The organism is Caballeronia choica (assembly GCF_001544535.1).
Lineage (GTDB): Bacteria > Pseudomonadota > Gammaproteobacteria > Burkholderiales > Burkholderiaceae > Caballeronia > Caballeronia choica.
The window spans coordinates 1-10,855 of sequence record NZ_FCON02000199.1; the positions used below are offsets into that span (position 1 = coordinate 1).

General features: G+C 57.9%; 14 protein-coding genes, 2 tRNA genes and 1 pseudogene. 9 read left to right on the forward strand and 8 right to left on the reverse strand.

What is annotated here, in order from left to right; translation table 11 throughout:
* Positions 1-309: 309 nt before the first annotated feature.
* From AWB68_RS39225 to AWB68_RS39240, 4 genes are read left to right on the forward strand one after another with little or no spacing between them, the layout of a single operon-like run.
* Positions 310-606: a type II toxin-antitoxin system RelE/ParE family toxin gene (locus AWB68_RS39225; protein ID WP_087649583.1), complete on the forward strand. Its 297-nt coding sequence runs from the start codon at positions 310-312 to the stop codon at positions 604-606.
* 13 nt (positions 607-619) lie between these two features.
* A complete protein-coding gene (locus tag AWB68_RS39230; protein WP_087649584.1) occupies positions 620-1,732 on the forward strand; it encodes a HigA family addiction module antitoxin in 1,113 nt (370 codons plus the stop codon).
* A 12-nt stretch (positions 1,733-1,744) separates the two neighbouring features.
* Positions 1,745-2,230: a hypothetical protein gene (locus AWB68_RS39235; protein ID WP_087649585.1), complete on the forward strand. Its 486-nt coding sequence runs from the start codon at positions 1,745-1,747 to the stop codon at positions 2,228-2,230.
* Between the two features lie 35 nt (positions 2,231-2,265).
* On the forward strand, positions 2,266-2,472 hold the full coding sequence (locus tag AWB68_RS39240) for a DUF2188 domain-containing protein (protein WP_087649586.1): 207 nt from the start codon (positions 2,266-2,268) through the stop codon (positions 2,470-2,472).
* An 86-nt stretch (positions 2,473-2,558) separates the two neighbouring features.
* Here the strand turns inward: AWB68_RS39240 and AWB68_RS48545 are convergent.
* From AWB68_RS48545 to AWB68_RS39245, 3 genes are all read right to left on the reverse strand, one after another.
* Positions 2,559-2,685 (reverse strand) — tRNA-OTHER (locus AWB68_RS48545).
* A gap of 42 nt (positions 2,686-2,727) precedes the next feature.
* A tRNA-OTHER gene (locus AWB68_RS48550) sits at positions 2,728-2,852 on the reverse strand.
* A gap of 6 nt (positions 2,853-2,858) precedes the next feature.
* Complete coding sequence (locus AWB68_RS39245) at positions 2,859-3,344, reverse strand: helix-turn-helix domain-containing protein (protein ID WP_087649587.1); 486 nt, start codon at positions 3,342-3,344, stop codon at positions 2,859-2,861.
* 1,259 nt (positions 3,345-4,603) lie between these two features.
* Here AWB68_RS39245 and AWB68_RS39250 point away from each other — a divergent pair.
* The 5 genes from AWB68_RS39250 (at position 4,604) to AWB68_RS39270 (ending at position 8,279) form a co-directional block, all read left to right on the forward strand.
* Positions 4,604-5,461: an integrase domain-containing protein gene (locus AWB68_RS39250; RefSeq protein ID WP_160110153.1), complete on the forward strand. Its 858-nt coding sequence runs from the start codon at positions 4,604-4,606 to the stop codon at positions 5,459-5,461.
* Entirely contained in the window at positions 5,442-5,699 is a 258-nt protein-coding gene (locus AWB68_RS39255; RefSeq protein WP_087649589.1) for a hypothetical protein, read from the forward strand. Before AWB68_RS39250 ends, AWB68_RS39255 begins: the two co-directional genes overlap by 20 nt.
* Before the next feature lie 360 nt (positions 5,700-6,059).
* Entirely contained in the window at positions 6,060-6,701 is a 642-nt protein-coding gene (locus AWB68_RS39260; RefSeq protein ID WP_087649590.1) for an AAA family ATPase, read from the forward strand.
* A 15-nt stretch (positions 6,702-6,716) separates the two neighbouring features.
* Entirely contained in the window at positions 6,717-6,971 is a 255-nt protein-coding gene (locus AWB68_RS39265) for a hypothetical protein (RefSeq protein WP_087649591.1), read from the forward strand.
* A 603-nt stretch (positions 6,972-7,574) separates the two neighbouring features.
* Complete coding sequence (locus AWB68_RS39270) at positions 7,575-8,279, forward strand: replication initiation protein (RefSeq protein ID WP_235028751.1); 705 nt, start codon at positions 7,575-7,577, stop codon at positions 8,277-8,279.
* A gap of 86 nt (positions 8,280-8,365) precedes the next feature.
* On the opposite strand, the gene AWB68_RS39275 is transcribed toward AWB68_RS39270, so the two are convergent.
* The 5 genes and pseudogenes from AWB68_RS39275 to AWB68_RS39295 form a co-directional block, all read right to left on the reverse strand.
* On the reverse strand, positions 8,366-8,662 hold the full coding sequence (locus AWB68_RS39275) for a HigA family addiction module antitoxin (protein ID WP_087649593.1): 297 nt from the start codon (positions 8,660-8,662) through the stop codon (positions 8,366-8,368).
* 10 nt (positions 8,663-8,672) lie between these two features.
* On the reverse strand, positions 8,673-8,951 hold the full coding sequence (locus AWB68_RS39280; protein WP_087649594.1) for a type II toxin-antitoxin system RelE/ParE family toxin: 279 nt from the start codon (positions 8,949-8,951) through the stop codon (positions 8,673-8,675).
* Between the two features lie 291 nt (positions 8,952-9,242).
* A complete protein-coding gene (locus tag AWB68_RS39285; protein WP_087649595.1) occupies positions 9,243-10,208 on the reverse strand; it encodes a tyrosine-type recombinase/integrase in 966 nt (321 codons plus the stop codon).
* 16 nt (positions 10,209-10,224) lie between these two features.
* A complete protein-coding gene (locus AWB68_RS39290; RefSeq protein WP_087649596.1) occupies positions 10,225-10,500 on the reverse strand; it encodes a hypothetical protein in 276 nt (91 codons plus the stop codon).
* 1 nt (position 10,501) lies between these two features.
* A pseudogene (locus AWB68_RS39295) lies at positions 10,502-10,855 on the reverse strand (hypothetical protein); the annotation flags it as partial.

Sequence of the window (10,855 nt, forward strand, 5' to 3'; positions counted from 1 at the left end):
AACGCCATGGCGCGCTGCGAAAAACGTACGCCCGCCACCCGCAATGAGCCGCTGAATGTCCGCAGTTCGGACTGGATTGCCGGATCGCGTTCAGCCGGATCATCCGGCGTCCGCTTCAGCTGGATCTCAACCTCAGGAAAAGTATCGTTCCGTAGCCCCATCGTCCTCTCCTTATATATGTGATAAAGGACGTTATCATATATAGATGAGAAAATTCCCGCCGTCCCTCCCTACGATTAAGAAAGTCCGTCTTTACACATAGTGTAAAGACGGACTTGACTATATATAAGTTGTCTTCCATACTGGGCTATGGAAGCTGAGTTCGATGACCACGACCTAGATCGCCTTGAAGTTGATGCCCAGTTCACCGCGGGGTATTCGCAGGAGGTCGTCCGTGCGTTTCGAATGCGTATGCAGCAGATTCGAGGTGCTCGAGATGAGCGGGATTTTTACCAGCTGAAATCGTTGCGCTTCGAGAAACTAAAAGGAAACAGGGAAGGACAGCACTCGATGCGTTTGAATGCGCAATGGCGCTTGATCGTTGAGCTACGAGGCGATCACCCATGCAAAGTTGTCGCGATTATCGAGATTGTCGATTACCACTAGAGCTGGAGAAACAATGAACCCACGTATCCCTGCTGAAGTCTTTCCGCCAGGAGAATTCCTGCGGGAAGAGCTGGAGGCGCGGGAGTGGAGTCAGCAGGAGCTGGCAGACATCCTTGACCGCCCTCCGCGCCTGATCAGTGAAGTCATTGCAGGCAAGCGGGCCATCACACCAGAAACGGCACGCGGATTGAGTGAGGCTTTCGGTACGTCCGCCGAATACTGGATGAACCTTGAGAGCCAGTATCAGCTCTCAAAAGTTAGACCGACGGGCGACCATGTGGCCCGTAAAGCTCGCCTCTATAGCAAGTTCCCGGTGCGCGAGATGCTGCGTCGCGGATGGGTGCAAGCCAGCGAAAATCTGGAAGTGGTTGAGCAGCGCTTTTGCGACTTTTTCAATATTGCCAACCTGGACGTAGAACCTACCCTAAGTCACGCGGCAAAAAAAACGCACGCGACGATCGATGCCACGCCGCTGCAGCTGGCTTGGCTTTTTCGCGTCAAGAGCATGGCCAGCCAGCAAAAGCTGCCACCCTATTCAAAGGACAAACTCAACCAGGCCCTCGAAAAGCTTAAGGTTCTGATGGTTGCACCGGAGGAATCCCGCCACGTTCCGCGAATCATGGCCGAGGCAGGTGTGCGGCTTGTTTTTGTTGAGCCGATCAGTGGTTCGATGCTGGACGGTGCCTGCTTTTGGCTTCCCGATGACAGACCCGTGATCGGAATGACATTGCGCTTTGACCGGATCGACAACTTCTGGTTTGTGTTGCGCCACGAGATCGAACATGTGCTGAACGGCGACGGTAAGGACACGGCAGTTATTGATTCCAATGTTGGTGAAGCCAAGGATGGATTACCTGAATCCGAAGTCAAGGCCAATGAGGCGGGTGCGAATTTTTGCGTACCGACGGCTCAGCTGGAAAATTTCGTAGCCCGCGTACAGCCCTACTTTTCGGAGCAACGCGTGTTGAATTTTGCCCAGCGAATGAATGTACATCCTGGGATTGTTGTCGGTCAGTTGCAACGCAAGCTGGGGCGCCACGATTTTTTACGTAAACATCAGGTCAGGATTCGCGCCAATGTGATTCCATCGGCAGACGCCGATGGATGGGGATCGTTTTCCGAATAGCTGGAGATTCACATGACTGCATATGCAAATCAGGTAAGAGCGTTCGTAGAGCGCTATCAGGCTGAAGTAAGCCCCGATGGCTTGCTGGATCCCCATGCCGTTGCTGAGTGGGCATGCAAAAACGGGCTTTATAAACCCAATCTCAAGACAATTCTGGACGCGATCGCCACGGATATTTCACAGGTATTCCGGGAAGAATACCGAACCGATGAGAACGGTCAGCGTTACCGTGCAAAGCACGCGGTTCGTTCGAAACAGGGCACGAAAACCATGTCACTGTGGGCGGATATGGATGACGAGCGAGCCCCGCGCGACCATTTCGTACGGTCATTTTCGCAACGACGTCAGCAGGTTGTTGGCGATTGTTTTCAATTGAAAACAGACGTCGACGTCTATAACGCTAAAAATGCAAAGCAGCCACCTATCCAGATCGTTCTTGATTTTACATACGACGTGGAAGAGCTCCAGATGCCATTCAAACAGCCCAAGGCAGCCTGAGGGGCTTATCCGCCTGATAACCCAAAGAGGTTTATATGAGCAGCAAGAAGATCTTTGTTGAACGCCGGCCCGAAGGTGACTACGCGGTCCGGCGGCCTAATTCAGAGAGGGCCAGCGCCGTTTTGCCTACACAGGCCGAGGCAATAGCGCGAGCTCGGGAGTTGAACCAGGGCGGAGCGCCGTTGGTTGAACGTGTTCGCCATACGAAGGAAGGAAAGCCCGATAAGTGGCGCAAGCCTTAACGGCGATAAGGCAGGTGAGATCCGGGCGACTTCATTGGCTTGGCCCCTCAGGTCTTCACAGGTAGGGGAGACGGTAAAAAATAGGGGAAGCAGGCCGGGATTTGAACCCGGATCTCCGACGCGGTACGATGAAGGTACCACCCAGCCATCGAACGGCCACTCTCCGTGAAAGGCATGAGCGTCGGCGCTCGATCCATTGAGCTACGCTGCGCTGTTCTGCAGCGACTGGCGATCGCCAGTCGCTTTCAAAAAAGGATGCGGCACCGGGAGTCGAACCCGGATCTCCGACGCGGTACGATGGAGGTACCACCCAGCCATCGAACGGACACTCTCAGCGAGTGACATGAGCGTCGGCGCTCGATCCGTTGAGCTACACCGCTTGATGCTTACTTCTTACCGCCCTTGACGATTGCCAGGGGCTTCTTGCGCGTGATGCGTTCGGCCTGTTCCTTCTGCCTGCGTTCGCGCTCCGCGACCTTTTCCTCGGCGAACGGCCTGGCCGCCGAGATCAGGCCGCTCAGGTCGTATTCGTTCGTGTCGTTGTCACCCACACCCGTCGAGCGGTAGATCCGCCTGATGAAGCCTGCCGCTTCCATTGCCGCGATGCGCTTTTGGATCGTGCGCGGGACGACACCGATCGCCTTCGCCAGCGTGTTTTTGGAAGGGTGCGCATGTTCACCCGGCTTCCACCAGTAACCGGCCAGGTGGATCAGGATGTTGATATCGAGCGGCGTGAGGCCCAGAGCCTGCTGACGCTCGAAGATGATGTTGGGAAACGACGTCCATCCGGCTTTCGCCAGCGGAGCAGACCACTTCGCCGCCACGCTCTTGTCGACGGCGGTTGAGATCTGCGGTTTTGTGGCTGCACTCATCTTGTTGCTCCCTGCGTTCTTTGCGTTGAGAGAAGTATCGCCACACGCGCCCCGACTGGCAAGGCTCTACGAGCATACATGGGGAGCCTTTAGGATCTCCCCCCGAACGTAGTTTGCTGTGTATTCGCCTCTGCGTCTGTATCCGATGTATCTGGCTATCCGGAGTGTATTTTGGGAGGCGTGGGGTTCGCCCCCAGCTAGGGCGTGATATTCGCCCGGTGTAGATCATTATGACCTCCCCCGAAGAACATGAGACCGCCCCCCTCCAACTTCAGCTTGTGTGCGGCACTCGCCTTGTCCCGCGACCAAGCGCAAAAAACTCCCATGCATACGCAGCAAGGCGCACGGCTGCCTGAAACTTAAAGGAACCCCATTTCCAAGGGTCTTTCGTCAGTTTTCGCTTAAAGGTGCCTATTTTCAGGTAGCTTTTGAAAAGGCTCTAGCATTTCATTGTCCCGCCAAAATCCCTGTGCTACCGTAGCGATGCTTTCTCGCGTCCCTGACGCATCGACCTACGATCTGGCCTTGAGCCAGGTCCGATTTTATTAAGCCGGACACTTTGTCCGCAAAACTGCCCATGGCAAGCGCATCGGATTCGTCCGCCCTGCGCAGCCCCCTGAGCGATTTTTCTCGAGTGCTTCGGCGGGCTCCCGTAGTCCGTCCATCGCAAGCACCTACCTTCTTTGCATCTCGGGCTAGCCCGCGCATCCACTTTTGTTTGGGCAGCACTGCCCAAAACCACCCTCGCAGCTTTGGCGTCCAACGCGTCGCCCACCTAGTTCATCGCGCCTACACTTGCCCGTTTCGCTGTGCCGACAGCAAACGCTGCGAGCATTGCGCGATGACTTCTCAACCTCGTGACTTTGCCTGCCGGGAACGCTCACGATGGCACACCAATGGTTTTGCGCGTCACTGCTTCGCCTTGCGTAGCAGTGACGCGCTTTCGCGCACCACCCTCGCCCGCGCCACGTAAGGCGCCCGTCTCTCGACGTGATAGTTAAGCGCATGTCAGCGCGTTGAACCGGCCAACCGGCGAACGACAAACGACCTCATCGGCAGCAGCACCCCGGCCACAACAACCCACCTCCAGGTGGCGGCCACACCTCCCTAAACGAATCAGGACCCGGCTCGCTGGAGCGACCCGGCGCAACAGAAAACAACGACAACGACGAACAAGTCCAACGAAGAAGAGCATGAGCAAGTCCACATCACCGCCGAACCGATCACCCTTGCGGCCACGTTCGATCGAAGCGAAGTTCATGGCTGCATCGCTTCACAAGGGTGCCGCGACCCTGACCCGGCAGAAGATGCTGACCACTTTCAAAGCGTTCGCCGCGCATGCCAAGCAGCGGCGCTATGGCGATGTCGATCCCGCCACCGTCACGGAAAAGCAGCTTCGCAACTATGTCGGTGCTCGTATCGAGGCCGGCATCACACCGCGCACGATCCAGAACGAAGTGAGCCATCTGCGCCGCGCCTTGCGCGGCGCAGACCGTGGCGACTGGGCTGATGCCGTCACCAATGTGCAGCTCGGCGTGCCGGCTGGCACGCGCATCGGCACCGGCTGCGTGGTCGACGCGCATGTACTTGCGCACGCCCTCGAGCACGCACCGGCCGACACCCGTGCGTGGATCCAGCTCGAGCGCTGCTTGGGCTTGCGGCGCGAAGAGATGATCGAAAGTCACAAGAGCCTGAAGCAATGGGAGGCGGCGCTCTCACGTGGCCAGAGCTTCATCACGATCCGCCACGGCACCAAGGGCGGACGCGTGAGGGATACAGCGATCCCAATGCCCTATCGGACGCGCGCCTTGGACGCGGTCAGAGCTGCATTGGAGGTCGTGAGGCAGCGGCAATACCTGGTCGACGCGCCGACTGCGCGCGCAGCCCAGAAGCAGGTCCACGATCGCTTTGCGGCCTTGGGGTTGATGGGCAAGGACTCCGGTCACGCGTTGCGCCGAGCTTTCTGCCGTGACAACTATGAGCACTACTTGAACGAGGGCTATAGCGTCAAAGAAGCGCTCGCGCTGTGTTCGCGTGATCTTGGCCACGGTGAGGGCCGCGGCCGCTGGGTTTGGAACAACTATCTGAGAGCGAGCTATGAGCAACAGCAAACCTGAATTCACGACCGCTCATCGATTGCCGAAGGGCAGCGTGTGGAGGGTCAAGGCCGAACTGGTCGGCGGCACACGACTGGAAGGGCTTTCGGATCCGGCTGACGCACTTCCGAGAGTGAAGATCTCGCCCGAGGCGTTCGAAGCGCTCAAAGGCCTTAGGCATCGCGGTGAGACGATTCGGGAGGCGGTGGAGTGGCTGATCTTCGCTGCAGCGGAGCAGCCCAGCCGAGTCGCGCGCTGAACAGAATCTGGCGTCCCAGATCTGACGGTGCAGTTGCAAGTCGTCGCAAAAGGCCTCAGTTCAGAGCCGTGCAAGACAAGGAGGTTGGCTAACCGCCGACTCGAGAGCATAAAAAGAGCTGATGTCGGCGCGCGCAGCACAACATCGAATTGCTCCACGACGACAATTGGCTCCGACTGCTTGACGGAAGGCGGTCGTGACGATGGTCCATGTATCCAAATCGCCGTTTCGGGGTGTCTATATCTTTGACTGCCGAAAACCCACAAGTGGTATTCGAAAAGTCGTGACGACCATGGCAACGTGATATCGTTTCCACATTATGCCAATGTGGCTTCAATATTAAAACAATATAGGATCAGTATGATTCTGACGATCGGAAACACGAAAGGCGGCGTCGGAAAATCGACCCTCGCCGTCCAGCTCGCGCTCGGGCTCGCACTCGACGGGCAGCACGTCTGGTTAGTCGACGGTGACCGACAAGGGACAAGCCTAGGCGCGATTACCGTGCGCGCGGAAAGCGGCCGCGCGCCGATCGCCGCCGCCGCATACCCAGACGGCGCGACGCTGCGCGCACAGGTCACGCAGCAGGCCGGCGCATACGATTACGTGATCATCGACGCGGGTGGGCGTGATTCGACCGCATTACGCGCAGCGCTGACAGTCTCCGATCTGATGCTCGTTCCGTTCCAGCCGCGTTCGTTCGATGTGTGGGCGCTGTCGGACGTGGCGAGCCTGTTGCGCGAGGCGCGCAGTGTGCGCGACGTGCGAGCGCTGGCGCTGCTGAATGCCGCCGATCCGCAAGGCAGCGACAACGAAGAGGCGAGTGAGGCGCTTGCCGACATTGAAGGGATCGAGCTGTTGCCACTGCGCATTGGGCGACGCAAGGCATTCGCCAGCGCGAGCGGCGCGGGACTCTACATCGACGAATACCGGCCGCGCGATGCGAACGCATCAGCAGAACTGGCCGCACTTAAAAGTCATATTGTTTCAATATTGAAATAATGTTGAAAACATATCATGTCTATTACGAAAAAGCCTAAGTCTGTTGCCAGCGAGCCGGTGGCGAGTGCGTTTATCGGAAGGGCGCCCGATGCTGCCGCCGTGCCGAACGCGAGCCCGCCAGCGCGAAAAAACAAAGTACAAATCGCTATTACGATAGCACCCGATCTGCTCGCCACCGTCGACGCACTCGCAGCACGAAAGGGCCTCAGCCGAGCCGCGGCGATTTCGCTCGCGTGCGCTGAGCTGGTGGAGCGGGACGCGAAAAACTGATGCGGCAACTGTTCTCTAGCGTTGGACTTTGCGAGTGGTTTTGAATTGATTGTTTCTCTCAATAGGGCAAGCCCGAAAAGGGCGCGTCAGGCTCGAGTGTGGGGAAGTCCCGAACCGCGCAGCGGCTGTCCACCGGCCGGGTTTTTGGCCGGTGGACAGGGGACTTATCCACACGGGGAAGTGCCGTGAGCGGTGCTTAACCGGTTTTTAGATAGTTTTTTCTTGTTTATAGAAAGCGCAAAGCCTTATGTCACAAGGGTTTGCGGCCAGCTATTGCGTCTTTTTCCGGGTCAATTGCGTCTTTTTCCGGGTTAGTGCGTCTTTTTCCGGGTGCTATCCACAGGTCGCGCGCGGAAATTTTCCTCCCTCTCCTTATTCCCTCCTGGCGCACCCGACATCGCCTCGCATCGCACGACATCACATCACAGGATCGAATTGCGTCAATTTCCGGGATATTGCGTCTATAAAATTCGTTGACGCAATATTGCAATTGCGTCAGAGTCGCCAGATGACGCTTAAGGGGTGAAAATGGCAGGGAATGCGGCTAAGGTTGAGAACTATGCGGCGATTGCAGACAGGCCCGCGGGCGACCGGTGGATCTCGATGAGCAACGCACTGACGCGGGCGGGGCAGGGGCTCACGCTGGCCGAAAAGCGCATCGTGGCAGCTGCCGTCAGCAAGCTCGACAGCCGGCGCCTGCCGCAGGTCGGCGAACTGCCTGTGACGCGGATAACGGCCGCAGAGTACGCGGATACATTCCACGTCGACGCAAACACCGCCTATGAACAACTCCAATCAGCGGCTAAGACGCTCTACAACCGCACGATCACCTTCTATGAGGCCGCGCATCGTCGAAATGGCGCCCCGTTGCCGCCAACGAAAGTTCAAATGCGATGGGTCGGCGTCGTCAAATACCAAGTGGGCGAGGGGTGGGTTGAGCTGCACTGGTGGCCGGCACTGCTCCCCCATCTGACGGCGCTGAAGGGGCAGTTCACTACGTATCAGCTGCAACAAGCGTCTGCATTGCGTTCGATTTATTCTTGGCGGCTGCTCGAGCTGCTTACGCGCTTCAAATCCACTGGCTGGGCTGAATACGACATAGAGGACTTCGCGGCCGCGATGGACGCGACAGAGAAGCAGCGCCAGAATTTCAACAACATCAAGCGGCGAATCATCGAACCGGCCGTCGCTGAGCTCAACGAGAAAGACGGGTGGATTATCCAGTGGGAGCAGATCAAGGCTGGGCGGAAGGTCAAGGCCGTGCGGTTTACCTTCGCACGCGACCCGCAAGGCCGACTCGAGATTTGAGCGTCTCATTACGAGGCTGGTAACGACGGACCGGCAGTGAAATAACAAAGGGCGTCGAAGCGCCCTTGATGTCGTCTAAAGGTAGCTTACGCGTGCGCACGCTCGACTCTGGGCGCTCCCTTGGAACGCGCTTGCCAGAGGTCATAAGCCGTCTGTTGAGCCAACCAAAGATCCGCGCGGCCGCCGTTCTCCACGCCGAGCCATCCTTCGAGTCGAAGTGCCATCTCTGGCGAGATGCCGGCATGCTCGTGCAACACGCGTGACAGTGCTGCGCGCGTGACGCCGAGCTGCTCGGCCGCTTGAGTCACCGTTAAACCAAGCTCCGGGAGGACATCCTCCCGGAGAGTTTCACCCGGGTGAGGCGGGTTGAACATTTGGGTCATGTACTGAACCTTAATGGTAGTCCTGGTAGTCCACCAAGACAGCGTCAGCACCTTCGAATGTGAAAGTCATCCGCCAGTTACCATTCACGCTTATAGCGTAATGACCGGCTAACGGACCTTCCAATCCGTGAAACTTCCAGCCCGGCACATTCATGTCGTGCGGCGACTGAGCCACATCGAGCCGAGCTAACTGACGCTTTAGTTTGGATGCATGGTCGGGCCTGATGCCTGCCTTACTTCCACTGACGAAGAACTCCTCGAGTCCCTTGTGTCTCCATGACTTGATCATGGTTCTCCCAATATCTGAAAAAATTAGCCATTTCGATCACTCCATTGAATTTTTGCGGTTTAGCTGTGTTCGCGGATTTGCTGAGTTTGCTGTGTTCGCGTAGTGTCGTGAGCTTGTGTTCGGCTTTTTAGTCAGTCTTGGTGCGTATCGTCGAGTTTTCGCTTTGCGTTTATACGCCGTGTATAGCGTATAGCCACACTATACACTCGACGTGTGATGAAAAGCAACTGCATGACGAGACGCTCGTTCGCAAAGCCAACGACTTGCTTACAAGAGCGCGGCCTCCGACTGTTAAAGATGGATGCGCTCGATCTCATTCAGGCTGATGTCGTCATGACGCCGGTCATAGAGCTGGGTGGTGCGCGTCGACGCGTGATTGGCCATGGATGCGGCGTTCTCGAGCGTGCCGCCGTTCTTTAGGTACGCCGTGATGCCGGTCGCGCGAAACGTGTGGTTGCCAATCTTGGTGTCGATGCCGGCCGCGAGCGCGCGACGCCGTACCATCGCATACGCGTTCGCCTGCGGCAGCGGCGTTGTGCTGAGCCGCCCAGTGCCGCGCTGAATGGTTCGGAACAGCGGTCCCTTGGCGTCGCCGCCAAGGCCGGTGCCCTCGATGTATGCGTGTAAATAGGCTTCGAGCGTGTGGTGACACGGCATCGCGTGCTGCTTGCCGCCTTTCTCGCGGAGGCGCACCCACAGCCGCCGATTCTGCACATAGACGTCGTCGACCCGCATTGCGAGTGCCGCGCCGATCCGCGCGAACGAAAACACCATCAACGCGATCAACGCCCGGTCCCGCAGGCCGATCGGCGTGCTCACTTCAATACTATCGAGCAGTTGCCGCGCTTCGGTCGCATCGAGCACCGGCGTCTTGCCCTTTTTCGTGGTGTGGCTCGGACCGCGTACCGACGCGGCTGGGTTGTGTGGCACGATCTGGCCGATCACCAGCCAATCAAAGAGGTGACGGATCGCCGCTAGGCGCTGCTTGACGGTCGGCGCCGACAGTGTCTGCGTCTGCAGCTCGATCCACGTCGCGACATGAAGCGGCTGAATGTCCGTGATCGTCCGCACCCCAGCACCGGCACACCAGGACAAAAAGTCGCCCGCAGCGCGCGCGTACGCGCGGCGCGTGTGCGGGTTTCGGATCGCCGACGCGAAAAACTCGAGAAAGCGTACGCCAGCGCGGTCTCCAGCGGCGATGACGAGTGCAGGCGCGGTTACGCCTGCTGCAACAGCCGGCAAATTTGTATCGCGCATTTCGAGCAGGCCAACCTCAACCGTTATTGAGCACGGAGTGCCCTTTCTTCGTCAGGTAGTCCAGGTATATGCCGATGCCTACTTCGTGCCCGACAATCAGTCCATTACGAAGCATGAGTCTGAGCTGATCGTCAATCTGCTGCCCCGTATAGCCGTCGATGCGAAAGCCATTCGGAACAGCCACCTCGTCGTAGTGCGGCTGAACCAGCACCTGCTCTTCAGGCTGCTTTGACGCTTCAATTCCCTGCAGATAGGCAAGCAGCTTACGAACCAGATTCGCGTCCCGTTGCATCTCAGTCTCCTTCCGTTTCCGTATCAGATTCAGCCCCGGCCGGACCCTTGGTAATCGCCTGCTTGGCCTGCACCGCCTGCGCTCGCTTCAGCAACTGCTCGACTTCTTCAATGGTGCGTGCTTCAGCCTCGATGTCCCCAACCTTCAGACGCACCTTGCGCCCCGATCGTCCGCTGATCCATACACCGGCAGCTGCGGCCAAGGCAGTAATCAGGTTAGGACCGAGTTCCTTGATGATGAATTCGGCGAGCGGATAGCCGGTCACGGTAGCCGAGTCGAACGCCATGGCGCGCTGCGAAAAACGTACGCCCGCCACCCGCAATGAGCCGCTGAATGTCCGCAGTTCGGACTGGAT

Coding starts and splice junctions, on each gene's coding strand:
- AWB68_RS39225 (WP_087649583.1), top strand. CDS start 310: ATGGAAGCTGAGTTCGATGACCACGACCTAGATCGCCTTGAAGTTGAT.
- AWB68_RS39230 (WP_087649584.1), top strand. CDS start 620: ATGAACCCACGTATCCCTGCTGAAGTCTTTCCGCCAGGAGAATTCCTG.
- AWB68_RS39235 (WP_087649585.1), top strand. CDS start 1,745: ATGACTGCATATGCAAATCAGGTAAGAGCGTTCGTAGAGCGCTATCAG.
- AWB68_RS39240 (WP_087649586.1), top strand. CDS start 2,266: ATGAGCAGCAAGAAGATCTTTGTTGAACGCCGGCCCGAAGGTGACTAC.
- AWB68_RS39245 (WP_087649587.1), bottom strand. CDS start 3,344: ATGAGTGCAGCCACAAAACCGCAGATCTCAACCGCCGTCGACAAGAGC.
- AWB68_RS39250 (WP_160110153.1), top strand. CDS start 4,604: ATGGCTGCATCGCTTCACAAGGGTGCCGCGACCCTGACCCGGCAGAAG.
- AWB68_RS39255 (WP_087649589.1), top strand. CDS start 5,442: ATGAGCAACAGCAAACCTGAATTCACGACCGCTCATCGATTGCCGAAG.
- AWB68_RS39260 (WP_087649590.1), top strand. CDS start 6,060: ATGATTCTGACGATCGGAAACACGAAAGGCGGCGTCGGAAAATCGACC.
- AWB68_RS39265 (WP_087649591.1), top strand. CDS start 6,717: ATGTCTATTACGAAAAAGCCTAAGTCTGTTGCCAGCGAGCCGGTGGCG.
- AWB68_RS39270 (WP_235028751.1), top strand. CDS start 7,575: ATGAGCAACGCACTGACGCGGGCGGGGCAGGGGCTCACGCTGGCCGAA.
- AWB68_RS39275 (WP_087649593.1), bottom strand. CDS start 8,662: ATGACCCAAATGTTCAACCCGCCTCACCCGGGTGAAACTCTCCGGGAG.
- AWB68_RS39280 (WP_087649594.1), bottom strand. CDS start 8,951: ATGATCAAGTCATGGAGACACAAGGGACTCGAGGAGTTCTTCGTCAGT.
- AWB68_RS39285 (WP_087649595.1), bottom strand. CDS start 10,208: ATGCGCGATACAAATTTGCCGGCTGTTGCAGCAGGCGTAACCGCGCCT.
- AWB68_RS39290 (WP_087649596.1), bottom strand. CDS start 10,500: ATGCAACGGGACGCGAATCTGGTTCGTAAGCTGCTTGCCTATCTGCAG.